Here is a 25,696-nt window from a genome sequence, read left to right on the forward strand (position 1 = left end):
AGCTTGTCATACTTAGATATAGCGGATAAAACTCTTACTTCCACATAAAAAATATCTCAATCCATCATTAATACATTCATACCCTTTGAACTATTCCTCTATTCTCCATTCATATATACCTTGATCAGTAAGTGATATCAATCTGCTCGGGTAGTGATAGGCTATTTTTGGTACTTTTAAGCCGACCAAATGCCTATCACTAGCCGACCACATGCCGACCACCTCTCCCAAAAAGGTAAAAAAGACACATCTTCCCCTATAATCTTTACACCTATATTATATATCACCTCCATCCAATAACATACTCTAGATAACCAGACTAAGCTCTTCAAAATCATTTTTAAATAGAATAAGCACTTTCCAAAATCAATGTTCATTACATCTTACCCTTAAATATAAAACCAAACTAGGCATGAGGTGAATTTTAGACTTACTCTTTTATATTTTTAAATTATCTTTGCTCAATAACAATACAACTACACAATGAATTACTTTTCTACTGATTTCCGTTTGGGAATATTAGGAGGAGGTCAATTAGGTAAAATGCTCCTATATGACACTCGTAAATTTGACATCGCTACCAATGTACTAGACCCTAGTAAAGATGCCCCTTCTCAGTATGGAGCACATCAGTTCTTCCAAGGGGATTTAATGGATTTTGAAACTGTTTATCGCTTTGGTAAAACAGTAGATGTCTTAACGATCGAAATAGAAAATGTCAACTTAGACGCACTAGATAAGTTAGAAGAAGAAGGGCTTAAAGTATTCCCTTCTCCTAAGACACTTCGATTAATCCAAAATAAAGGAAATCAAAAAGATTTCTATACTACTCATAATATCCCAACTGCTCCTTATAAGAGATTCTCTGATATAGAAGCTCTAAAAACAGCAGCTACAGCTAATGAAGTAACGATGCCATTCGTATGGAAGTCAGCTCAGTTTGGGTATGATGGTAATGGAGTAAAAGTAGTTCGCACGATTACTGACTTAGATGCACTACCTAATGTAGAGTGTATCGCTGAAGTGATGGTTCCTTTTAAAAATGAATTAGCTGTTATCGTAGCTCGTTCTGCTTCTGGAGAAATCAAAACATACCCTGTAGTAGAAATGGAGTTCCACCCAGAGGCTAACCAAGTAGAATATGTGATTTGTCCTGCGCGTATCGATAGCGCTGTAGCAGATAAGGCAAGAGCTATCGCTCTTCAAGTTTCTGAAAAATTTAATCATGTAGGTTTATTGGCTGTGGAGATGTTCCAAACGCAAGATGACGATGTACTAGTGAATGAAGTGGCTCCTCGTCCTCATAACTCTGGACACTACTCTATAGAGGCAAGCTATACTTCTCAGTTCGAACAACACATCCGTGCTATTCTAGATTTGCCTTTAGGGAATACAGATAGCAAAGTGGCTGGTATCATGGTAAACTTAGTAGGTGCTGAAGGCTATACAGGACAAGTGTATTATGAAGGAATGGAAGATATCTTAGCGATAGAAGGTGTGACTCCTCATATCTATGGCAAACGCGAGACTCGTCCTTTTAGAAAGATGGGACATGTAACGATCGTGAATAGCGATATGATTAAAGCTAGAGAAATAGCTCAGCAAGTAAAAGAAACTATTAAAGTAATCAGCAAATAAATCTTATGAAAATAGCAGTAGTAATGGGCAGTACATCTGATATGCCTGTAATGCAAGATGCAATCAATATTATTAAAGAATTCGGTGTAGAAGTAGACGTGGATATCGTATCTGCTCACAGAACACCTGAGAAACTAGTAGACTTCTCTTCTAATGCTCATAAGCGTGGTATCAATGTGATCATCGCAGGAGCAGGAGGAGCAGCACACTTACCTGGTATGGTAGCTTCTATGTCTCCACTTCCTGTGATCGGAGTACCTGTTAAATCTAGTAACTCTATCGACGGATGGGATAGTGTACTATCTATCTTACAGATGCCTGGTGGTGTACCTGTAGCTACAGTAGCCCTTAATGGTGCTAAAAATGCTGGTCTTCTAGCGATACAGATATTAGGTAGTCAAAATGAAGACCTTCGCAATAAGATGGTAGACTATAAAAATGGATTAAGAGAAGCGGTGCTTAAAGCAGCAGAGTCAATTAAATAATTACGAATTACGGCGCTCTTCGAGCTAATTACGAATTACGTAGGTAATCGCAGTTAGCACGAGGAGCGTTGTAATACTTTAAATAAAACAATCCTCTATAGCTTAATTAAGCATGAAAGAAGACAATATTATACAGATTAAGAGTTTTAAATTCGCTGTAAGAATAATTAAAGTTTACCAACATTTAACTACCGAAAAGAAGGAATACATATTAAGCAAACAATTACTTCGTTCAGGAACTTCTATTGGTGCTAACATTGAAGAAACTATTGGTGCGCAAAGTGAAAAAGACTTTCTTTCTAAATTATCTATTGCTTACAAAGAAGCTCGTGAAACTCATTACTGGATACGTCTTTTAGCAGAAACAGATTACTTTACACCTAAAGAAAAAAACAGTTTATTAAAAGATATTGAAGAATTACTAAAACTCATAGGTAGCATCCAAATATCACTTAAAGCTAAACTAGAGAGTGCCAAATAATATTTACAACTCATAGTTATTCTTTTCAATAAAAAACGCTTCATTTACATTTATTTTTCAGGTCAACAAAGCGTAATTCGTAATTTGAAATAATTAAACGTAAAGATGAGATCTTACATTACCCTCAAAAAACACATAACAGATGAGTATACTCATGGGCATCTAATATTGAATATGTACAGTACCCCCCTAATATTATATTTCTATTAGAAGTGATATACATACTTGATGCCGTAGGCAAACCATTTGTAATTCGTAATTTGAAAATCGTAATTAAAGAAACAGGCTGTGTTGGCATGCTGTTAATATATCTCTGACGATTCTACTTATAGGAGAGCTATTATTCACTCCGTACATCCCAAGATAAGGTAAATGCTGTATCACCTCATCTCTCCCTTGATACACCACTTCTTTACACAGTTTATCTATAGTATTACACTCTTCTTCTGTCAGTTCAATACCTTCTTGTACTTTCTGCCATGTAGTAGATGCTAAATCATAAAAAGCTTCTCTACGCGCGTGATATGCTGTCTGTAGTTTCACTAACAATTCTGTCTGGAACTGTTCATAAACACCTCCTTTGAGTTTATTAAAATATACCTCTACTTCTTGTAGAAAGTGGTATTGCATTCCCAACTGATTCACAGCTAATGTAAACTTCGCAAACGGATAAAAAGGAAACTTATAAAGTGGGGTGTCGATAGTACATGCCTCACTCGTGATACTAAAGCTACGTGATTTAGGTACGCATAATCCTTCTGCCACGATAGAATGACTCCCTGTAGCTCTTAGTCCTAAGGTATCCCAACTGTTCTTAGTTGTTACTTCAGAAGGCAAAAAGAAAAATGACTTATACACAGGTCTTCCTTCTGCATCATACTGCAATTCCCCATTGACTTCAAGATGACAATTCGCTGTAAAAACTGTACAATGCTGTAGTCCTGTAACGATATCCCAAGTCCCATTGATAAGGTAATATTCTCCTTCTTCTCTTGCTACTCCACTTACCTTACCACTACCTCCAAAACACACCTTAGCGTCTTGAAAGACTTTATTACTTTCATTAGGATCTAAAAAGCCTACAAACATATTAGCTCCTGCACATAGCGTCACTGTCCATCCTAAACTCCCATCTATAGTAGCTAATTGCTCTTCTACCCTTAGTGCATCTATAAAGTCTAGTTCTAATCCATTATATTGTTTAGGCACAAATAGGTTGAATAAATTGTTTCTATACAGCACTTCTAGTTGTTCTGTTGTTAGATGACCTAATTGTTCTGCTGTAGTTATATTGTCTTTAAGTATTTGCACATCGGCATCACTTAGATACTGTCTCATAATATGTTGTTTTATCAACAACAAAGCTACCGCATTAAAACACTTTAAACAAAAAAGACCTCATCAGTAATACTGATGAGATCTCTTCAAATTGCTCTATTTTTCTCTATTCTAAATTTTCTGGTAATAATAAACTAAACTGACTCGCTGTGAGAATATCTCCTATGATACGGTTCATCTCTGTAGTATAATTCATCGCTCCCATACCTAAATAAGGCACGACTTTCAGAACAGCATTACGTCCTTTATAGACTAGACCTTTGCACATCTTCTCAATATCAGCAGTAGTCTGCTCTGTTAACTTCCCATTTAATGCTATCTCATCACTAGAGGACTGAGCTAATCGATAGAAGGCTGCTCTTCTCTCAAGGAATTTCTCTTCATATTGATAGAACAATTCATCTTTAAACTCAAAATATTTATTATACAACTCTCCTGTAAAGTACTTTCTTAGTTCATCCATAAAATGCTCTTGCATGCCCAAATGATTTGCAGTCAAGGTTAACAATGCAAACGACATAAAGGGATAGTGATAGATCTGTTCGTTGATAACAGGATGATTACTATCTATCTCAAAAGCACGATTACTACTTACCCTAAAGTCTTTGATATTGACGCTGTGGCTCGCAGTAGCTTTTAACCCGACAGACTGCCAATCTTCAATAACATTAATCTCCTTAGGAAAGAAGAAAAACGTTTTAAAATAAGGCGAACCATCTTCCTTATAAAGCAATTCTCCTTTTTCTTCAATATGACAGTTCAAGGTCAATACAGTACAATGTGGTAATCCGACGATATAATCCCAAGTACCATTCACTATATACCCATCTCTGGATACCTTAGCGATACCATCTATCTGTCCACTTCCTCCAAAACATACTTTAGGGTCTTGGAAAATCATTTTGGCAAGAAAGCTTTCTAAATATCCTACGAACATATTAGCACCAGCACACATGGTCACTGTCCACCCTAGACTACCATCTATTCTAGCCAACTGTTCTTCCACCTGTAAAGCTTCAATCAAACTAACTCCTAGGCCTCCTAAATATTCAGGCACAAACATATTAAACAACTTATTATCATAGATAACTTGTAGTTGCTTATCCGTTAATGTACCTAATCTAATAGCTTCATTTACTTCACTTCTCAGAATGTCTACATCCTTTGATGATATTTCCATCATAACATATTGATTAATTATCTATTATAACAAACATATTAATTTAAAAATTGATTAATATGTGATTATTCACACCTAGTGCAAAAAACATTCCAATATTATTAACTAACCATTATTTAAAAAAAACTTACTTTTATAGTATAAAAATAAATTAGAAAATATGTCGGCATTGAACAATCCATTTAACACCGTTCATGGTACAGCACCATTTACTCAAATTAAAACGGAAGACTATATACCTGCTTTCAAAAAAGCAATACAAGATACAAAAGCAGAGATAGACACTATTACGGCTAACGTTGCAACACCTACCTTTGAGAATACACTAGAGGCATTAGCCTACTCAGGGATGGAATTAGATGTATTGTCTAATATCATCTTTAACCTGAACTCTGCAGAGACCAACGATGAGATGCAGAAAATAGCACAAGAGGTAGCTCCTATGTTATCTGCATTAGGCAATGATATCTCTTTAAACGAAGAGTTATTTAAACGTGTAAAAGCAGTTTATGAGCAAAAGGAGACACTGAACCTTACTATAGAACAAGAAACCTTATTGACAAAGAATTATAAAAGCTTTGTCCGCAATGGTGCATTGTTATCAGAAGATAAAAAAGAAAGATTAAGAGCAATAGATGCAGAACTGTCTACTACAGCCCTAAAGTTTGGAGAAAACGTATTAGCAGAAACACATAAATACCAACTGCACATCACTGAGGAGAAAGACTTAGCTGGTCTTCCTGAAGGCGCTATAGAAGAGGCAAGAGCTTTAGCAGAACAAGAAGGTAAAGAGGGATGGATATTCACATTAGACTATCCTAGTTATATCCCTTTTATGACCTATGCTGATAATCGTGAGTTGCGTAAAGAGATGGCTATCGCTTCAGGTAAAAAAGCCTTTCAAGATAATGAGCACAACAATGAAGCTAATGTCTTAAAGATCGTAAACCTACGTCATGAGAGAGCTAATCTATTGGGATATGCTACACATGCTCACTTCGTATTAGAAGAGCGTATGGCACAAAGCCCAGATAAAGTTAGTGCTTTCTTAGAGGAGCTATTAGCAAAGGCTAAGCCTGCTGCAGATAAAGAGTTTGCCGAATTAACTGCTTTTGCTCAAAAAACAGACAAAGTAGATGTGTTAGAGAAATGGGATGGTTCATACTACTCTGAGAAGTTAAAACAAGAGCGCTTTAGCTTAGATGATGAATTACTTAAACCATACTTCCAGTTAGAGAATGTATTAGACGGTGCTTACCAAGTAGCAAATAAGCTATACGGATTAGTTTTTACAGAAGTACAGACTATAGAGAAGTATCATGCAGATGTACGTACATTTGAGGTAACGAACGAACAAGGGGACTTCATAGCGGTATTCTATACTGACTTCTTCCCACGTAAAGGAAAGAGAAATGGTGCATGGATGACTTCATTCAAAAACCAATATATCAAAGATGGTATCAATGAAAGACCACATATCTCTATCGTATGTAACTTCACTAAGCCAACTGCGACTAAGCCATCGTTACTTACCTTTAACGAAGTGACTACTCTATTCCACGAGTTTGGGCATGCACTACACGGCATGTTAGCAAATACCACTTACCCATCTCTATCAGGAACTAATGTATATTGGGACTTCGTAGAGTTGCCTAGCCAAGTGATGGAGAACTGGTGTTATGAGAAAGAAGCTTTAGAGCTATTCGCTAAACACTATCAGACAGGAGAGACTATCCCTATGGAATTAGTAGAAAAAATCAAAGAGAGTGCGAGCTTCTTAGAGGGGATAGCTACTGTACGTCAGTTGAGCTTCGGTTTATTAGATATGGGATGGCATGGTCAAGACCCTACTACTATCACGAGTCTAAAAGACTTCGAAACAAAACAATTTGCCTCTACTCAACAATATCCTGATGTAAAAGAAAATGCAATGAGTACTTCATTCTCTCATATCTTCCAAGGTGGTTACTCATCTGGATACTACAGTTATAAATGGGCAGAGGTATTGGATGCTGATGCATTTGCTTACTTTAAAGCTAATGGTATCTTCAATAAAGAAGTAGCTACTAAGTTTAAAGATTATGTGTTGTCTCAGGGAGGTACTGATCACCCAATGACATTATACAAAAAATTCAGAGGTCAAGAACCTACTCCGGATGCTTTATTAAAAAGAGCGGGATTGTTATAGGTTAACGATGGACGGTTTACAGTTAATAGCTGTAGACCGTTTAGCTGTTAGCTACATTGAACAACTAAGCCCATTGCGTTGCAATGGGCTTAGTTGTTTTATTAAGGATTATCTATATTGTGGTTACTAGGTGGTAGACGCAATGTATTGCCGTCTCTACAGCAAACTACTAATCATCAATTGTAAACTATAAAAAACACTCTTCACTATAAGTATAAGCATCTAGTGTAACAGGTATTTTATTAGCCTCTTTAAGATCATGTTGTACCTCATTGTAACGCTCTATATCAGCATCCGCTTTAGGATCCTTTATACTCTCTAATATTGCATTGATACGGTCAAACTCGCGTTGTTGATCAGCTTTAAGATATCCTTCTGCTACTTTACATACTTCTTTAAAAGTTTGACCTCCTACCTCTTTTAAGAAAGCTGCATCTGTCTTATCATGATCTATTCCCTCATCTTCTGTATAGATGACATTCATATTTCCGATGATTTGTATTGCCTTTTGAAGACGCAATTGATCTGCATCTCCTAAAGTTACCATCATCTTATCTTCTGACTCCATGTAGACATCCATATTGTCTGCCGCTAGCTTTAAGTCTGCTGTCACTGGCTGTACTTGAGGAATCACTATTTGAGTCTCTTCTACAGCTTCTGTTTGAACCTCTTTATCCTTGCAACTAACTGTCAAAAGTGCTAGTGCAAATAATATAATCCCTACTTTTTTCATACCTATCGATTAATATGACAAATGTAAAAACATACCTAGTCAATATGCAATAGCTATAAACAGCTATTTTACATCCACAAAAAAAGGGAGAGGCAATCCATACCTCTCCCTTCACCAAAACAAAACCACTATAAAAATATAGTCACCTTACTTATTATGAAATTTATTATTATGCAAGATCTCCAAACTTCCCAGAGTTAAAGTCATCTACTGCTTGTACCAACTCATCTGTTGTATTCATTACGAATGGTCCATAGTGTGCTATTGGTTCATTTAAAGGTTCTCCTGAGATTACTAAGACTACAGTATCTTTAGTAACTTCTACCGTAAACTCTTCTCCTTCTCTCTCCATGTGCGCCACATGATCTGTAGCTACTGCTGTTCCATTTACTTTTACTTCACCTTCTAATACTAACAATAAAGTAGTGTACCCTGAAGGAAAGCTAAAGTTAGTACTTGTACCTACTTTTGCTTTTAAATTGTACATGTGAATAGGCGAGAATGTAGAAGCTGTTCCTTTAGTTCCATTATAGTCTCCTGCTATCACTTCGATTACCCCTCCCCCATTAGGCAATGTATATTTTGCCATTTTATCATGTTCTATTGTCTGATACTTAGCAGGTCCTTTCTTATCTTCTCTCTTTAAGTTCACCCATAACTGTACCATTTGAAACTCACCACCTGTTTTACTCCATTCTGTTTCATGAAACTCTTTGTGTAAAACTCCAGACGCTGCAGTCATCCACTGTACATCACCTTCCCCTATGATACCTCCACCTCCGCTACTATCTCCATGTTCTACACGTCCTTTATATGCTATCGTTACAGTCTCAAACCCTTTATGTGGGTGAACTCCTACACCTCTTGGGATTTCTGAAGGCCCAAATGTGTATTTAGAATTATAATCAAACATGATGAAAGGATCCATCTGTTGCATATTCATATTAGGCATACTTGGAATAAAGTTGTGCACTCTAAAACCATCTCCTACAAAATGTGCTGGTTGTGGTTTTACTACTTGTTTAATATTTCTTGTTTTCATATCTCTTTGTTTTTTGTATTACAAATTTACAACCTCATCACCCCTTAAACACTTAACCTACAACAAGAAGTATACCTAATAAAAAAGGAGGTTTACCTCAGCAAACCTCCTTCTGTTTATTTATCTAACTACACTAGTTCTTAATCTCTACTCTGATGCCTTCACTATGAGCACTTAGCTCTGGTGCGTACATACTCTGCATGGTTGTAATACCATTCGAGAATTGACCACTTACATTAGCTCTTAACTCATACTCGAATACATAACTTCCTTTTCTCAATCTCGATATAAAGAAATTCGTAGATGCGTCCCTCGTTTCTTCATAGTATCCGAACTCTCCTTTCCATCTATACCCTGATAGTACATTCGTAGGTTCAAAGCCACTAGCACGCATATCTTTTAAGTGAACATAGTCCATATTCCTATCTGTACTTATCTCTAAACGTACTGTCACCACATCACCTACTTTAATTGGAGACTCCTTAGTGATCTCACGTAGTACTTGACCCTGCTCTGTATTAGTTTTTACATATAGTTTTTTAGTTAACTTAATACCTGTCTCTGCTGTATTAATAGCATCTAAATCTTCAAAGTACTGCCAGTACATCGCGCCATAAGCAATACCAGGAGATGTCTTATTTACTTCTACAACACCTTTTTTAGCTGTCAGCTCAGCTTTAGTCCAACTCTGTTTGATATAACCACTACCCGCCTGAGCATTTGCTTCTGTATCTATAGGATATCCTCCTACTTTTACTTCAAGACCTTGCTCTGCATCTAACCAAGACTTTCCTGTATTTAATAAGGCATATACAGCCTTTGTAGTAGCTTTAGTAGATCTCCATCCAGTAGTTTGTTTATTCTTTAGTAACCAAACTTTCATCTGTTCTATCGCATTAGCGTATTTCTCTTTATTTACCTCGTTGGTAGCTTCTAGAATTGCTACTTGAGTTTCGATAGGCGCCTGATACCATAACCATCCTGCTGTATTATTCTTCCAATACATTCCCATCTCATCAGACTCTACGGCTGTCTCCATAATCCCCTTAACAATACTCTCTGCCTTTTTATCAGAACCAAATCTCTTTGCTATCACAGCTCGTATAGCCTCTTGATAAAGATTATTAGCAGGTTTCTCGCTCTCGATACTTTGACGAATAGCTGTTATCATAGGAGAGTATTTCTCATTGATACCAAAGTCCCCTATAAAATAACTACGTGCATATAGATAGTGTGTACCTAAGCTAGGAACTTTACCTTTTACACCAAACTTCACTTGCTCTTCATAATCTTTATACTGTGCCTGATCCATATACTCTATTGCTCTCTTTAGCATCGAAATATAATTCACATCACTTGCCCAAGGCGCATCCATTGCACCTATGCGTTTCAGATTACCAAAACCTTCTACAATAGTTTGTGTAATATAGTTGTCTGATTTACCTCCTTTAAACCAAGAGAATCCTCCATCTTCGTTTTGTTGCTCGATTAACTTATCAATATCCGACTGAAGATCATATTGCATTTTATTCAAATCAAACAAGACTGCCATACGCTTCATTTGTTCAGCCTCACTTGTTGCTTCTCTCACCCATGGTGACTCAGCTAATAGTACACTCTTCAGCTCTTGATTCTGTTCTAACTTAGAAGACATCTCTCCTTTTACATTCCATTGATCGAAGACTGTCTTAATCTTAGGATTGTCATTTAATATCTTCGTTGCAACAGCATTAGCAAACACTTTACTAAACACTTGCTCTGAGCTATCATAAGGATATTCTTGTAAGTATGGTAAAGCAAACACAGCATTCCAAATCGGATTAGTCGTTAACTCTAATGTCAATTTATGATTCTGTAGAGTATTACTTCTATTGGCTTCATACTCCTTAAACTTGAATATCTTATTCTGTCCTTCTTTGATGTAGATAGGCATCGTCTCTGTTACTAGCATTCTATTAGTCAATACCGGTAGTACAGACTCTTCCCCATCACTATAATTATCTGACACAGCTACTATTCTACAAGATACTACATCTACACTATTCGGAACTTCTATATCCCAACTTACAGCACTTGACTCTTCTTTATTGACAGAAAACTCTCCTGTTTTCTCTACCAACAACTCATTCGAGTAAGCATTAAACAGTTGAAGAGTAGCTTTTCCTTTTCTATTAGCATCAGATAGGTTAACTACTTTAGTAGATAAAGTTAACTTATCTCCTTGTCGTAAGAAACGAGGTAAGTTAGGCACTACCATTAACTCTTTTTGAGTTACTACTTCTTTTTCAGCATAGTCACTACGCAAATCCTTAGTATGAGCAAAAGCCATAAACTTCCATTTAGTCAAAGCTTCAGGCATTGTGAACTCAAACTTCACATCACCATTCTCATCTGTCTTTAGTGTAGGGTAAAAGAATGCTGTCTCTTGTAAGTTTTTACGAATAGTCGGCGCAGGGGCATCAGCTTTTTCTACACTGTTACCACCACTACTTACGTCCTTAGACTCAACCATAGGAGCAGTTTCTTTAAACTCCTCTTGAGATGAAAGTTTAAGAGCAACAATATTTTCAGCCATTGCATCTCCACTCGTAGCACTCACCTTACTCATCCCTCTCACTCGCATTGTTCCAGAACCAATTCTAACTTTAGGTTGGAAGTTTAAGCCGTAAGTATTAAATACGATTGGTCTATCTATTATAAACTTAGTATAATCTACTGTCTCACTTGCTAATGAATTAAAGTAACTTATTCCCTTGATATTACTAAAATCATACATACTAAATGAAGGTCTGTTGTAATAATGTACAGGAACCTTAAGAGTAGTATTTAGACTATGTGATACGAACTGATCTAAAGAAGCATCATACATAGTAGCCAATATTTCAGATACTACTTGCTCCTTCTCCTTCCCTTTTACTTTTAAAGACCACTTTTCTTTAGCTCCTGGCTCTACCTTATCTCTAAAGGACTCAATAACTAAAGACAGTTTACTCTCTTCTCCTTTTAGAGCAACACTAGCCGCATCTTGTGCTGCTATATTGTGCTTTAATGCTAAGGCATAAACATCTACTACCTTATAATCCTGTTTAATAGGAATATCTATTGACGAACCTCTCTTATTGATCTTCATCACTTTTTGATAAACCTGTTTACCGTTTGCTTTTACTTCTACGAATGCATACGTATTATTCTCAGCACTACGTATCTCTACACTAGCCTTATCTCCTACTTTATATACTTTGTCCTCTGCTTTTAATTCTACTAAGACCTTTGATGGCTCTTTTGACTCCTCATTTCTTAATGTAAAGCGTTTCTCTATCTCATTCTTCTCACCGTTCTCGTATACATATCCCTTAACGATATACGCACCCGAAGACAATTGTTTAGCTCCCTTAAATACCACCTCTTTTGTATCTGCTGTATTAAATGATGTACTAAACACAGAATTACCTATTCCCCATTGCGCAGTATCTTTCTCATCTCCGTAATCTAAATGAGGGAATAGAGAGACAAACTCATTGTAATCATACAACTTATAATCTCCTTTATCTAAACCAAAATTATCAGAGATACGCTCAGGATTAGGAGCTAAAAGAGGAAATATACTTAACTCCCCTTGAGAAGCGTAGTCTATCCCATTTAAGTTCTTCGTACTAATCGTAAACTTACTCAAATCCTTTACTGTAGAAATAAAAGGAAGATTAACAGCTAACTCTATATTCTTCTCTCCTACTACAACATCTATACTACTGCTATGTGTTTCTCCATTCTGGTCTATTACATCTGCATAGACAAAATAAGTAAAGGTACGAGGCAGCTTACTTTCTTTTTCTTCTTTAGGCAACGCCTTAAAGCTGATAGTAAACTTTCCTTTCTCATCCGTTATTGTCTCTCCCTGAATCATTGTCTCAGGATTCAGATATCTACTTGGGTAGTAAGGTCCACATATCCAATAAGGCCATATCTCTTGTCGTTCTACTCTATAGATTACTTTCGCCTTATCTATATTAGCCCCTAAGAAAGCCTTTGCACTTCCTTCTACTATTACCTCCTCATTTAGCTTATAGATCTCTTTAGGTTTTTCGAACTCTACTTCAAACTTCGGACGCTTATACTCTTCTACTGATAGATGACTCCATCCTACAGTCTCCTCTCCTAATATGACTTCAACACTATAATTACCTAATCTACCTACAGATGGCAATACAAACTGTCCATTGACAGAACCAAACTCATTGGTCAACAGTTGTTGTGTAGTCAATTCCTTTCCATTAGGATCATATAGCTTTATAGATACTTGTGCCTTAGCTACGACCTGCTCACTTAGCTTACTCTTTTTAGAAACTATAGATTTAAAATATAAGACTTGTCCTGGTCTATAGATACCTCTATCTGTTAGTACAGTCGCTTTATACTGTACATTATCTTCTTTTTCTTCTTGCTGATAGCGATTGTATACATAAGAAGAATAATATACCTCTTCCCCTTTTATATTAGCATAAAGATATCGATCAGATTTAGCAAAATCAAGATTAGCCTCTCCATTCGAGTCTGTCGTTATCACCGTTTCCCAATAATTACTATTAGTTCGCTTCTCATCTTCATTAGCGATGTGAATACTAATATTGCTTAATGGCTTACCTGTTCTTCTATTATAAGCACGTAATTTCCCTTCGTTTATTTCTATAATATTAGGTGTCACATTAACTAGGCTCACTTGTACATCCGACTCTCCTTCTTTGATTTGGTCAAAAGGAACATTAGAAAATGCTATAAAGTATCTACCTGCCTCTAATGGATGTAACGCTACCACAGTCTTGTGCATTTCATAATCAGTGAAGGTACTCAACTGCAATGCATAAGTATCTATAGAAGTATATTCCTTATCTAATCTGTTATATGCCTCTATCCCCTTATGAAAGGGTACATTGTTACTTCTCTTAGCCTGGTTGTTCTTATACACGCGCACATATACCTTATCCCCATTCTGATGTCCTATGCTCACAGGTATAGCCTGCTTATCTAGCACATACTTATTGATATTATAAGTGTATTGTTTGCGTTCTGTATACTTCTTCAGTGCACTTAAGTTCTCTGCCGTTTTTGTATTAGGAAATAACTTTACAGCCTTATCTATTAGAGCTACTAATTCTACTCCATTTAGATAATTAGCATATCCCTCATACACAAGAGGCTCATTAGGATACGCTGCTAATAAGCTTTCAAACTTCTCTTTTCTATCCTCACTAGATTCTATAGTAGCTGCTAGATACATCTCTACATACACATAGAGTGTAGGATCATTCTTAGCTTTTACATCTTTTAGAAGAGATGCTTTTAACTCTTCCTTCTTTTGCTCTAGTGTTCTACGTTCTTCATCTGACAAATCAAATGAGTTATACTGTAAATTGTCTAAATAATTTAGACGCAATGCATCATACACTGTCAGTTTAGTCCTATTAACACCTAAGTTAGAAACATTAGAGCTAAACATATCTCCCCAATTACCAATAGACTCTCCTTGTTCTTTAGCTGCTAGAGAAAGTCCACTTTGATAATACTTTTCTATTTCTTTCTTAAACTCCTCAGCAGTCCAGTATGCAACACCAGAAGCTGTACTTTGTTCTAAAGTTGTTCTACCTCTAAGTTTATATTTATTAGCAGTGTAATAAAGCTTAAATATTTCAGCGATATACGTGTCGATAATAGCCTTATTAATTCCTTTAGCATTTCTTCTTTCTTCAGCGAATTGCTTAATGACTGTATTGACATCATACTTGTCATCTTCACTGACTAAGATATTTACTCTTGCCTCGTAGAACATTGCCTTAATCATACTAGGATAGTCATTGTGTCTTTTAGACAACTTCTTTACTTCCTGTATATTGGGCAACATGCTCTTTACCTCAGCATTCTCTTCTTGTTTCTGAATAATATTCCACAACTCCTGTATTCTCCCATTCGAGCTTTGTCCAAAGCCGATCATCGGAGCAAGAATCATAAGATACAAACCTAACTTCTTCATAGTTTTATAATTGAATCCTTAAAGATAGAGTTTTTATAAATTACTTCTAAAAACTTGTACAGCAAATGATACAAAATAGTCGTTAACCCTACATTAAATAACGCCTACAGTTCTACTTTTTTCTAAACGTTTATATAACCTAAGCTTCACAAACGCATAATGCGAACAACTTGTATAATGAGGTGTAATCGAGGTTACTTTGTGACATACAAAAACATTATTATGAAAAGAATTATCCTAAGCCTTATCTTATGTGTATCACTAGTATCATGCTCTAGCGATGACAATAAAGTAGAACAAAAAGAAAACAAAAAGTATCAAACTGAGAATGTCGTTTTATTAGTAATAGACGGTCCTAGAATGACAGAGACATGGCAAGAAACTACACAAGCACATATCCCTAACCGTATTGCTCTATTAAAAGAAGGTGTTTTTATCAGCAACTTTAGAAACAATGGACTAACGAATACTAATGCAGGACATACAGCGCTAATCACAGGTGTATATGACAGTATTAAGAACAACGGTAAAGAACTTCCTACCAATCCTTCTGTGTTACAACAATGGTTAAAACAAACGAACAAAGACAGTAGCAAAGCTTGGGTTGTCGTATCTAAAGACAAATTAGAAGTACTAAACAATACTAAAAACCCAGATTGGAACAATAAATATATGCCTAAAGCAGATGCAGGAGTAGCAGGTAATGGTACAGGTTATAGAACAGATGAAGTAACTATCGAGAACTTCAAAAAAGTAATCACAACTGACAAACCTAATGTGGTTGTTATCAACTTAAAAGATGTAGATAGCTATGGACATGCTAACAAATGGAATGAATACATACAAGCTATCAAAACAACAGATCAAAGCATTAAAGATATATGGGATTTCTTACAATCTCAACCTGACTATAAAGACAAAACAACACTAATGGTATCTAATGACCATGGTCGTCATTCAGATGGTATTAAAGATAGTTTTGTCAACCATGGTGACTCATGTATAGGATGTCGTCATATCGAATTCTTCGCTATGGGGCCAGACTTTAAACAAAATACAACAATCAGTACAGGTAGTTATGAGCAAATAGATGTAGCGAATACAATGGCTGAACTATTAGGTATAAAACTAGAATACAGTAAAGGGAAAGTGATAAAAGATATCTTTAAGTAAGTCTATACTTTATTTCAACAAAAACAGCTATTAGAAAAATCTCTAATAGCTGTTTTTTTTAGTTATAAGTAATAATTTATTTTCTTGGTAACAAAGGATCCACAAAGGCAATAACAGGTCTAACATATAGCTTTCTATCCTTAATAAAGCCCACATCACTCATTTGTCCTTCCACAAGCACTTTCACTGATGTTACTCCTCCAGGACTTACACTAAAGTCTTCTGACTTATACTTTTTATCCTCTACAGTAGTTAGTTCTAGATATCCCTTTAACTGGTTAGTAGTAACAGACTTCACATTGTACATGAACTGACTATACCTTTTTGAATCTCTTTGTATAACAGTATGACTCACATATTCTGTATAAGCATCTTTATCATTACTCTTAAGTCCATTGTCATCTGACGAGCAACTAACTAATAATAGCATCATCATGATCATAGACATCAATATCTTATTCATAAAGCAATTTTTATTACAAATAAACTGCACAAACAAAATAAAACACAATGCTTTAACACTACGTCAACATTAAGTATCCCATTTGTATATATCCTATAGACATTCTATCCTGCCTTTGGAAATTTATACATAGGTGGATTAAAGAAGTCTCTTGAAGGCATTCCCTTATTCGGAAATGCATCAAAATTGATAGGTGTAGCATACACTTTATAGCTTTTTACATAATCTCTTTCAACTACTACTCCTTCTTTCTTCACTAGAACTTCTCTATGTTCTCCCATACTAAGAGAAAATCTATCCGACTTTATCTTCTCATTATTTATAGTAACTATTTCTACATACCCTTGCATAGGTGTACGCACTTTAGATCTAATAGTAAAATAAAAATTAGTGTACTCCTTAGCTTTTCTAGTTTCTACAGATGTACCATTGTACTGAATACTGACATCTTTATTGCTTACTTCTAAGTCTTCTTTTGAACATCCAGTAACAAAAACCATGACTAACATCATGATAACCAAACTTATATTTTTCATGTTATTATTGTTTTAGGGCATCAAAGTAAAATAAAAACAACAAAAGTTTATACCAAAAAAATATTATTTAACGTAAATACAAAACAGAAAACAATAAAATTAAGATTAAAAAATATAGTTTATTAAAATAGTCACCAAAAACTAACCATCAATACTAGAAACTAAATATAAAAACTAGTTTACACTAATATAAAACTCACTACCACTCCTCAAATGTATAACTATGACTGAAGCTCAAATCAAAGTTTTTATATTGCTCTTTAATTAATTCTATACACTCTTCTCTAGTCCCTTCCTTCTGATAAGAGCCTTTTTTACTCACTATAGGAATATCTATAATCCACATATCATCTCTTAACCAACCAAACTGTAGTGTATCATCCTCTCCCTTAAATATTCCAATAAAAGTACCTTCTTCTGTCGACAACTTCTTAAAACACGTGATTACTTCTAGCTCTGTAGCCACCTTAGACTCGTCTCCTTCTTGCCCCTGATCAGTAAGAGCGTCATAGTAAAACAACTTTATCATATCTACCTTTTTATCTTTCAAAATTAAACAACTCTATGCAACATTTTACAATAAAAAAAGAGCATTACCTCAGCAATGCTCTTTCTTTATATCTTAGTTACTTGTGCGCTTAGGTCCTCTTGACTCTGGCCACTCTTGACGTTCTCCTTTACTGTCTAATGGAAGAACAATCTTTTCTCTAGATACCAACTCTTTCTCCTCGCTTGCTTTATAAGCCATGATAGCGATCAGAATAGCGTTGTTCTGTACGTCGTCATAAACGATTTTGTCAGCTGTATCTCTGTTTGTATGCCAAGTATAGTTACCATACCCCCAGCTCAATGAACTCATCATAAACCCAGGTATATCTTTACTTACAAATGACACGTGATCTGAACCTCCTCCTGATGGAGAACCAGGGAAGTGTGTTTTAATTTCTTTCTTATATTTCTCAGGCACTGCGTATAACCAGTCTGTGATATATTGATAAGAATTTAAGAACCCTTGTCCAGAGATATTAGCCACACGTCCTGTACCGTTATCTTGGTTGAATACTACTTGTATCTTATTGTGTAGTTCTGGGTGATCTGCTACGAAAGCACGAGATCCATTTAATCCTTGCTCTTCACTTCCCCAGTTACCGATTAGGATAGTACGTTTAGGATTAGGCAGTACTGCCTTTAAGATACGAGCAGCCTCCATCATCGTAATGATACCTGTACCGTTATCCGTAGCACCTGTTCCACCATCCCAGCTGTCTAAGTGTGCAGATAAGATTACATACTCATCTCCTTTCTCTCCACCTTTAAGCTCAGCTATTGTATTATATGTCTTCGCAGTACCAAGGTCTTTTGACTGTGCATTCACATGGATATGAGGTTTCTTACCATTCTCTGCTAATCGATATAGCATTCCATAATCTTCTAATGCGATATCGATAGTAGGCACTTTTTTAGTCTCTGCTCCAAAGATTCTATTAGACCCCATGATACCTGTCCAGTATGACATTATCACACCAGCAGCTCCTGCATCTTCTAATACTTTAGGCAATTCCTTAGCTGTATATCCTGTATTTTTGATACGAGTAGCCCATGCTTTCTCAGCTGCAGCTTTCTCTTCTTTCATTTTAGTATAAGACTCTTCCGTAGCAAAAGTCTGCCATTGGTAGTCTGGTCTTCCTGTAGGTTGGTGCATAGAGATCATGACATACTTCCCTTTAACAGAAGGTAACCAAGCATTAAAGTCAGCCTGAGAAGCTACATCAGCTAATATCACTACTTCTCCGTCCACCCCTCCTTTTTTAGAAGCAGGGCTCCATGCCAGTTGCATTCCCTCTAATGATTTAGTACGAGGTGAAGTCATCGTGATCTGTGTAGTACCACGCTCCCATGCTTTCCATGTTCCGTATTCTTCATTACGCGCCTCGAAGCCCATAGAAGAATACTGATCCTTAACCCAATTATGTGCTTGCATCATCTGTGGTGTTCCAACTAAGCGAGGTCCGATGACATCCATTAGTTCAAATGCATACTTCTTTAATTGAGAATTAGTAGTTCCTTCTTTTACGATAGCTTCTACTATAGGATCTTGTTTTTGTGCTAATACTAGCGCACTAGACAGTAAGGTCACCCCTAGTACACTATGTGCAATCGTCTTACTGATTACGTTTGTGATTTTCATATTGGTTAGTGTTTAGTTTAAGATGGGCAAATTACACATTTTAACCATACTTCCAAGACTATTAATCGCCTATTTCACCATAAACACTAGATTATACAATAAAATTCACAATAATTAACCTCTATAAATACTCATCACGTAATTTTAATCACTTTTTATTACATAATTACAGCCAACCTATTCATAATATTCATACGCAATCTCCTTCTCACTCACTAGTACATCTCGCTCCACATATACTTCCTGCTTTGTAATATTCCCAAAACTATCGTACCCCTTATTCATTACTATATATTTAGCATCTGTAGAGGCTAATACATCTTTCTGTATATACCCATTCTGATATCCACTATCATCATACATAAACTTCGACAATGAGTTTATCTGTACACTCTCTCCATCCTTTGCTATCATCTGCATAGAGCTAATCTTTCCTTCTTTATCTACTGCCCCTTTTATAGTATTACTCACTGAGGGAGTATTAGTATAAGATGTAACTACAGTATACGCCGCAGGAGAAGACCACTTCTGTATCGCTTCACTTATCACAGCTCCTTCATAATCATATCCTTTTAATACGCGTTGTTGTCCATTATACGGTTCGTATTTAAGAATACCATTACTACTAAATTCTAACAATTCAGTATCTAACTCATTGTCTAAAGACTCCATCGATATCTTATATCCGTTCTCATCATATAGGCTTATTCTCTGTGACACAACATTAGAGTCAGACAGTCGTATAACCTCTGTTACAGACTTTACTCTTCCTCTGATCCCCTCTAACTTCGCATCACTATAGGGTGTAGTACTCCCCTCTGACTTACACCCTACTAGCATCACTGCTAGCACCAACATTAACTGCTTAATCATTTCTTTTTCTTTAGCTTTTTTTATTAATCGTAATATTCGTAGGTAAAGGTTTTATTAAGCACTAATACATCATCCTCGTAATGCTCTTGTACTGTTACATTTCCCTTAATATCTAGTTCTACATTTACCACTTTTAACTCTGTAGATGTATTTTTATTTAAATCATTTACTCTTAAACTAGTTAAATATCCTTCTGTATTGAACGTATTAACTGTCTCTAATCTTTTACCTGGCAAATCAGTTGAACTACTAAATTCATCTTCATACAAACTTTTTACTAAAAGCCCTTTTCCATTAAATGTTTCGGTAGTTATATTAATCAGAACTTCTTTTTCTTCACTACTTTCTCCCCACGAAATTCCTTTACTAATATTAACGCGAATACTATCTGACTGCCACTCTTCTGTCCCCTTAGCTATCTCTACTTTATCACCTAAAAAGCTTATCGTAATCCTTTTATTACCTTTATATGGTTCATAGTTCTCCATCATATTTAAAAACATAGCAACATCAGGTGCTTTTTCATCTAAAACTGACATCTTTTTAGATAGGTAATACCCCTCTTCATTATAAACATTTACTTCTTCAAAGCATGCACTTTCACCTACCCCATTCATAACTATTTCCATATTCTTCACCTTTCCTTTTAACCCATCCACTTGCCAATCTGTAGGTATTTGCCCTAAACAAAAGACAGAAATAAGTATAAAGATCAATATCAACATATTCCTCATATCGAATTTTATGTTAAAGATACACTATTCCTTAATTATCTTATTCTAAAATTATTACGAAAAATGTTATCATCTTAATTTTTCTCTACCAAATCTCTTATCAAAATAAACAGTCCTATCCTAGGTAAAACAAGAGATTAGCAATAATATACCTCCTACTTCTATACCCCGTCTTGAAAATGTACCTTTGCGCAGATTTTTAATTAAAAGATTTTTAAAACAATGAAAAACCTTAAAGGAATTCTATTCGCATTGATTTCTTCGGGTACATTTGGTTTGGTGCCTTTGTTCTCCTTACCATTGATACTGCCGAACTTGCGACCAGAAGGAGTGGTTGCTATAGGCATACCGACCATTCTATTTTATCGATTCTTATTTTCATCTGTGACCATGGGCGCAGTATGTTTGTACAAAAAAACAAGCTTAAAAATTTCTATTAAAGATCTAGCAGTCGTCTTTTTCTTGGCGTTATTGTATGCCGCAACAGCCAAATTCTTAGTCGATGCGTATGAGTATATAGATAGTGGGCTAGCCACTACTGTACACTTCTTATACCCTATATTCGTCAGTATTGTCATGATTATGTTCTATAAGGAGAAGAAGTCTATCGCACTCTTGGTAGCGTCTATTCTATCTCTAGTGGGAGTCGGTATGATGTGTATACACGGTGAGGCTTCACCTTCACTGATCACAGGTCTAGTACTCTCTGCCCTGACGATATTCACCTATGGACTGTATATCGTAGGCTTAAATAAATCTAGAATATCAGAGATGAACTTTGATTCATTGACCTTCTATGTATTGTTAATGGGATGTTTAATCTTCTTATTCTACTGTCTTTTCACTACAGGAATACAGACGGTGACCCTTACAAGCGATTGGATCAACCTTATTCTATTAGGAGTATTCGCTACCTTCATTTCTGACTTATGTCTAGTACTAGCAGTGAAGCACGCAGGTAGTACTGTCACCTCTATCCTAGGATCTATGGAACCAGTAGTAGCTGTACTAGTAGGTACCTTATTCTTCGCAGAGCACTTCGACTGGATGTCTGCTATAGGTCTACTATTCGTATTGGGTGCTGTAACCTTAGTTATTATTGCTAATCAGAAGAAATAGTTATTGGTCAACAGTTATCGGTTAACGGTTATCGGTTAACAGCCTTGCCCTACGGGCATAAGACACTTAGATGATGTGACAAATTATGTAGTGATAAAATAAGACTAAACGATTTCACACCTTCACAAAAAAACAAAAAAACAATTTCATAAAAAAAGCCTGCTAGTATGTCTAGCAGGCTTTTTCTATTCTTCTTTATTAAGCTTCTCTTTCTAATACATCGTCAAGACTCTCTTTGCGCACATCTACTAATTTCATCTGTGGATAGACGAACAGTTGTTGTTTTGCATAAATATCTTTAATGATGGCTAGACATTGCGTCTTGTCAGCATACATCTGTGGGTTGACTAAGGTAGGAGGATTTAACACCTCTACTAAGATACGGTCTTCATCACAGTGAAACTGCATCGTGTGTGCACCTATCGTAATACCGACGAAGTTATCCACTAAATCTATCGTCTCTGAGAATATCTCGATACATTCTTCTAATGTTAGCTCTAGATTCTCTTCAGATAAATTCTCATAATAATCTGTATAAAATACTGTAATCATACTGCGCTTTAATTGTTATAACACCTTCTAGACAACGCTATCTCAGTGGAAGTACAAAGGTATCGTTTTTTTCATTTTTTGCCTTATCCTCCTGAATCTTCTCTGTAATTAAAACTCCTCCCTTCAAAATAACCTATCACAACCTCAAGAGCAAATACATGAAGAATACGTGGAGTATAAAAGGAGATTCTTTCGACAAACAACCTCTTAGCTCCACCATTCTCGGTGTATTGTCCCACTATTGTCGAACAATATGCGATAAAACCCCATGAATACTGGCTTTAAGACAGGTGTATGATAATAGTAAACTTAACACAAAAAACAACAATTACTTAATTATCAACTATTTATAAAAAATACTACTCAAAAAAAACATACCCTTTTTTTCTATTAAATCCCCATTAATCTCCAAAAAAGGGGGATTTCTTAAAAAAAGGTATTCAAAATTTCTAAAATGAGAGAAAAAAACGACTAATAACTAGATGAAAACAAAAAAAGTAATGCTATTTATTTGTGTGATACTTTCTTCTGAAGGGAGTTATTTGCGCTCCACACATATTGTTGTAAGAGATAAAAGAGGATACCCCCTAAGATATAACAGCCTATATCATATAAATCTGCAGTATAACGAGAAGTGTGCTGAGGAAGGTAATATTCAAAATAAAAGGTGTAGTACAAGACTACACTAGTGATCATCAGGGGAGATAACTGATATGTACTCCCTTTCCACAGGCGTAGAATGACTAATATCACTGCCATCGTAAGGGGAATAGAGAGAATATCGTTGACATAATTATTAATAAAGGATGGTAACTCTACCTCCAGCCGCTGTGCTGTATAGATAGCCCCCCCCACTACTAACATAGTAATGAAAGTCCAATGCTTCAATACACTCATGCTACTATCATCCCGATTAGCCAAGCTATAAACATCGTCACTGCCATCACAGTAAACCAAACGCCATAGACTAACTTAAAAAATAAACGTACTAACAGCCATGGATGCTTCGTCATACGGAGTAAAAACTTCTCTATAGCAGAAGGTTCTTCAGCTAACGCCTTAGCGATGCGTTCGCGTTCTAAGTGCTTGCGTTCTTCTTCACGTTGCTGTACCATATTCAATGCATGTCCACACGATATACAGTTATCTGTATCTACATTAAATGTTCCGCATTTAGAACAGCGAATATGTACTTGTCCTTTAGTCATAAATCAAAATAATCTTCTGTCTTCAAAACTACTATTTTATAGTACAATAAAAAAAGCCTTTACTCCAATAAGGAAATAAAGGCTTCTTCCGTTAATAAAAATATAGTTATTACTTTTGATCTACGTTGTGTTGTCCATGAGCACCTCTTCTGTGTTCCATCACTTCTAGATTCTCATCTACGAAGTATGCACTACCGAATCCGTTCACATAAGAACCTTTAACTGGCTTAAAGTTAAACATGATGAAGTCTTCTAAGTTATCTAATACTTCTACTACCTTACCATGTCTTTCTCTTAAGTCAGCGATTGCTTTCTCGTATAATGGGTTTTCTTTCTCGATTAACTCCGCTTGAGTATCTAAAGTTAAACGGTGTCTAGCATATAATTGTTTAGATACGCTCTCATCTTCTACAAACATGAATGATACTTGCTTGCGATCACGTAAGTTCTTTGTATGTTTTGCCATAAAAGAAACTAATATCTGAAACTCATTACCTACTCTAGAATAAGGAGCTGTACTTACTAATGGTGTTCCGTCCTCGCTGATAGTAGCCATCATTACTGACTTACACTCATTGATTAATTCTTCGATTTTAGGAGCTTTAGGCTTTACTTTATGTTGATCGAAATTTGGGTTTATTGTATCTGTACTCATCTCTTATAAATTTTAATGAAGCGAAGATAATAAATTATTTAAACTAAATAAGAATAAGAAAGTAGCTTTAACAACATTATGCCATAAAGACACAAATAAATGTACTAGCTATCCGTACTAGGTTTAAATAAATTGCCTAGAAGTGTGTGTTTAAAAATAATTGTATTTTTATCGCCTAGTCAAGACAACAATGAAAAGAACACTTTTAATAGCACCACTATTATTACTATTAATGAATTGTGGTAGTTTTAACTCTACTACAAAACGAAAAGGGAAAACATTTAAAACAACAGTATTAGACCATGCTGTAGAGAAAAGTTACTTACTAATCACAGAAACTTATGCAGATGGAAAATCGAATACAATAAATAAAGATAAAGAGAATACAGAAACAGAAATACGCAACTTCTTATTTACTTATGATGAATATGGTCAATTAGTCAACACCTACTCTAGTAATATCGTCAATGAGAAAGCGACTAACCCTTCTAGCTTAGGAGTGGTGTTAAATGCTAAGAAGCAATTGACAACTATTTCACTAGACGAGGATACCGATAAGTTAAAAGCTGTTTATAAAGATAATATCCTTCATCAAATCACACATTACGAGCCAGAGTTTAAAGAACTAGTGGTTAGTACATTTAGCTATGATAAGCATCAACTACCTGTACATGCAAGATTAGGCAATGAAAGCAAACCTAATGAAGTTATCAATCTTGACTTCACCTATGACCTTAATCAGAATGTACGTACCTATAAGAATCCTCTAGAGTTATTCTCTTTTAGCTATGATGATAAGCAGTATATACTAGCAGGGCAACCTTATTACTATAATCCGTTCTACTATATGTCTATAGATTGGTTGACCTTTACTACTTATGCTCCTAAAAACAACATTGTGGGGTTCGAAGATGATGAGCACATCACTACGATAGACTATACCTATAATACAGACAACTTACCTATCACAGCAAGGGTTAGAAAGACTTCTAAAATAAATGCACTAGATAGTAGAGTGACGTGTGAATATGAGTTTTATTATAAAGAACTAGAGGTTATCCGTTTAAAAAACAAGAAAAGATAAA

Annotated in this window: 23 protein-coding genes; 7 read left to right on the forward strand and 16 right to left on the reverse strand. The window is 35.6% G+C overall.

Features of this window, described 5'->3' with window-relative positions; translation table 11 throughout:
• Nucleotides 1–483 precede the first annotated feature (483 nt).
• From AABL87_RS00330 to AABL87_RS00340, 3 genes are all read left to right on the forward strand, one after another.
• Nucleotides 484–1,638, forward strand: a complete 1,155-nt coding sequence (locus AABL87_RS00330; RefSeq protein WP_286415803.1) for a 5-(carboxyamino)imidazole ribonucleotide synthase — start codon at nucleotides 484–486, stop codon at nucleotides 1,636–1,638.
• A 5-nt stretch (nucleotides 1,639–1,643) separates the two neighbouring features.
• A complete protein-coding gene (gene purE / locus AABL87_RS00335) occupies nucleotides 1,644–2,123 on the forward strand; it encodes a 5-(carboxyamino)imidazole ribonucleotide mutase (RefSeq protein ID WP_341276753.1) in 480 nt (159 codons plus the stop codon).
• Nucleotides 2,124–2,235: 112 nt separating this feature from the next.
• Nucleotides 2,236–2,604: a four helix bundle protein gene (locus tag AABL87_RS00340; RefSeq protein WP_006266950.1), complete on the forward strand. Its 369-nt coding sequence runs from the start codon at nucleotides 2,236–2,238 to the stop codon at nucleotides 2,602–2,604.
• A gap of 273 nt (nucleotides 2,605–2,877) precedes the next feature.
• On the opposite strand, the gene AABL87_RS00345 is transcribed toward AABL87_RS00340, so the two are convergent.
• Complete coding sequence (locus AABL87_RS00345; protein ID WP_313138446.1) at nucleotides 2,878–3,942, reverse strand: hydroxylase; 1,065 nt, start codon at nucleotides 3,940–3,942, stop codon at nucleotides 2,878–2,880.
• Between the two features lie 106 nt (nucleotides 3,943–4,048).
• The gene (locus AABL87_RS00350; protein WP_006259527.1) at nucleotides 4,049–5,125 is read right to left on the reverse strand and encodes a hypothetical protein; all 1,077 of its coding nucleotides are present in this window, start codon (nucleotides 5,123–5,125) and stop codon (nucleotides 4,049–4,051) included.
• Between the two features lie 157 nt (nucleotides 5,126–5,282).
• Between AABL87_RS00350 and AABL87_RS00355 the strand changes: the two genes are divergently transcribed.
• Nucleotides 5,283–7,310 (forward strand): M3 family metallopeptidase, encoded by a 2,028-nt coding sequence (locus AABL87_RS00355; RefSeq protein ID WP_341276754.1) that lies wholly within the window; start codon nucleotides 5,283–5,285, stop codon nucleotides 7,308–7,310.
• A 187-nt stretch (nucleotides 7,311–7,497) separates the two neighbouring features.
• On the opposite strand, the gene AABL87_RS00360 is transcribed toward AABL87_RS00355, so the two are convergent.
• The 3 genes from AABL87_RS00360 to AABL87_RS00370 all read right to left on the reverse strand — a co-directional run bounded on the left by AABL87_RS00360 (nucleotide 7,498) and on the right by AABL87_RS00370 (nucleotide 15,110).
• Nucleotides 7,498–8,043, reverse strand: coding sequence for a hypothetical protein (locus AABL87_RS00360; RefSeq protein WP_341276755.1), 546 nt, complete (start codon nucleotides 8,041–8,043; stop codon nucleotides 7,498–7,500).
• A gap of 169 nt (nucleotides 8,044–8,212) precedes the next feature.
• A complete protein-coding gene (locus AABL87_RS00365; protein WP_341276756.1) occupies nucleotides 8,213–9,085 on the reverse strand; it encodes a pirin family protein in 873 nt (290 codons plus the stop codon).
• A gap of 133 nt (nucleotides 9,086–9,218) precedes the next feature.
• Nucleotides 9,219–15,110 carry an alpha-2-macroglobulin family protein gene (locus AABL87_RS00370; protein ID WP_341276757.1) on the reverse strand — a complete coding sequence of 1,964 codons (5,892 nt, stop codon included), beginning with the start codon at nucleotides 15,108–15,110 and terminating at the stop codon, nucleotides 9,219–9,221.
• Nucleotides 15,111–15,332: 222 nt separating this feature from the next.
• On the opposite strand from AABL87_RS00370, the gene AABL87_RS00375 reads away from it, so the two are divergent.
• Nucleotides 15,333–16,283, forward strand: a complete 951-nt coding sequence (locus AABL87_RS00375) for an alkaline phosphatase family protein (RefSeq protein WP_073145612.1) — start codon at nucleotides 15,333–15,335, stop codon at nucleotides 16,281–16,283.
• A 76-nt stretch (nucleotides 16,284–16,359) separates the two neighbouring features.
• On the opposite strand, the gene AABL87_RS00380 is transcribed toward AABL87_RS00375, so the two are convergent.
• The 6 genes from AABL87_RS00380 to AABL87_RS00405 all read right to left on the reverse strand — a co-directional run bounded on the left by AABL87_RS00380 (nucleotide 16,360) and on the right by AABL87_RS00405 (nucleotide 21,077).
• Nucleotides 16,360–16,746, reverse strand: coding sequence for a hypothetical protein (locus AABL87_RS00380; protein WP_073145614.1), 387 nt, complete (start codon nucleotides 16,744–16,746; stop codon nucleotides 16,360–16,362).
• A 104-nt stretch (nucleotides 16,747–16,850) separates the two neighbouring features.
• Nucleotides 16,851–17,282 (reverse strand): hypothetical protein, encoded by a 432-nt coding sequence (locus AABL87_RS00385; RefSeq protein ID WP_006264717.1) that lies wholly within the window; start codon nucleotides 17,280–17,282, stop codon nucleotides 16,851–16,853.
• A gap of 199 nt (nucleotides 17,283–17,481) precedes the next feature.
• The gene (locus tag AABL87_RS00390; protein WP_006264716.1) at nucleotides 17,482–17,811 is read right to left on the reverse strand and encodes a hypothetical protein; all 330 of its coding nucleotides are present in this window, start codon (nucleotides 17,809–17,811) and stop codon (nucleotides 17,482–17,484) included.
• Between the two features lie 93 nt (nucleotides 17,812–17,904).
• Nucleotides 17,905–19,470 carry a M20/M25/M40 family metallo-hydrolase gene (locus AABL87_RS00395; protein WP_006259538.1) on the reverse strand — a complete coding sequence of 522 codons (1,566 nt, stop codon included), beginning with the start codon at nucleotides 19,468–19,470 and terminating at the stop codon, nucleotides 17,905–17,907.
• 177 nt (nucleotides 19,471–19,647) lie between these two features.
• Nucleotides 19,648–20,343 carry a hypothetical protein gene (locus AABL87_RS00400; RefSeq protein WP_006264715.1) on the reverse strand — a complete coding sequence of 232 codons (696 nt, stop codon included), beginning with the start codon at nucleotides 20,341–20,343 and terminating at the stop codon, nucleotides 19,648–19,650.
• 23 nt (nucleotides 20,344–20,366) lie between these two features.
• Nucleotides 20,367–21,077, reverse strand: a complete 711-nt coding sequence (locus tag AABL87_RS00405; protein ID WP_006266942.1) for a hypothetical protein — start codon at nucleotides 21,075–21,077, stop codon at nucleotides 20,367–20,369.
• 222 nt (nucleotides 21,078–21,299) lie between these two features.
• Here AABL87_RS00405 and AABL87_RS00410 point away from each other — a divergent pair, with 222 nt between their 5' ends.
• The gene (locus tag AABL87_RS00410; protein ID WP_006266941.1) at nucleotides 21,300–22,196 is read left to right on the forward strand and encodes a DMT family transporter; all 897 of its coding nucleotides are present in this window, start codon (nucleotides 21,300–21,302) and stop codon (nucleotides 22,194–22,196) included.
• Between the two features lie 198 nt (nucleotides 22,197–22,394).
• Here AABL87_RS00410 and AABL87_RS00415 read toward each other — a convergent pair whose 3' ends face one another.
• The 5 genes from AABL87_RS00415 to AABL87_RS00435 all read right to left on the reverse strand — a co-directional run bounded on the left by AABL87_RS00415 (nucleotide 22,395) and on the right by AABL87_RS00435 (nucleotide 24,611).
• Nucleotides 22,395–22,748: a hypothetical protein gene (locus AABL87_RS00415; protein ID WP_073145618.1), complete on the reverse strand. Its 354-nt coding sequence runs from the start codon at nucleotides 22,746–22,748 to the stop codon at nucleotides 22,395–22,397.
• 83 nt (nucleotides 22,749–22,831) lie between these two features.
• Nucleotides 22,832–22,987 carry a hypothetical protein gene (locus AABL87_RS00420; protein ID WP_341276758.1) on the reverse strand — a complete coding sequence of 52 codons (156 nt, stop codon included), beginning with the start codon at nucleotides 22,985–22,987 and terminating at the stop codon, nucleotides 22,832–22,834.
• A 268-nt stretch (nucleotides 22,988–23,255) separates the two neighbouring features.
• Complete coding sequence (locus AABL87_RS00425; RefSeq protein ID WP_006259544.1) at nucleotides 23,256–23,645, reverse strand: hypothetical protein; 390 nt, start codon at nucleotides 23,643–23,645, stop codon at nucleotides 23,256–23,258.
• Nucleotides 23,642–23,956, reverse strand: coding sequence for a hypothetical protein (locus AABL87_RS00430; RefSeq protein ID WP_006259545.1), 315 nt, complete (start codon nucleotides 23,954–23,956; stop codon nucleotides 23,642–23,644). Before AABL87_RS00430 ends, AABL87_RS00425 begins: the two co-directional genes overlap by 4 nt.
• A gap of 109 nt (nucleotides 23,957–24,065) precedes the next feature.
• The gene (locus AABL87_RS00435) at nucleotides 24,066–24,611 is read right to left on the reverse strand and encodes a HugZ family pyridoxamine 5'-phosphate oxidase (protein ID WP_006259546.1); all 546 of its coding nucleotides are present in this window, start codon (nucleotides 24,609–24,611) and stop codon (nucleotides 24,066–24,068) included.
• A gap of 190 nt (nucleotides 24,612–24,801) precedes the next feature.
• On the opposite strand from AABL87_RS00435, the gene AABL87_RS00440 reads away from it, so the two are divergent.
• Entirely contained in the window at nucleotides 24,802–25,695 is an 894-nt protein-coding gene (locus AABL87_RS00440; RefSeq protein ID WP_006264711.1) for a hypothetical protein, read from the forward strand.
• The last annotated feature ends 1 nt before the right edge of the window (nucleotide 25,696 follow it).

The organism is Myroides sp. C4067 (genome assembly GCF_038039665.1).
In the GTDB taxonomy this organism is placed as follows: Bacteria; Bacteroidota; Bacteroidia; order Flavobacteriales; family Flavobacteriaceae; genus Flavobacterium; species Flavobacterium odoratimimum.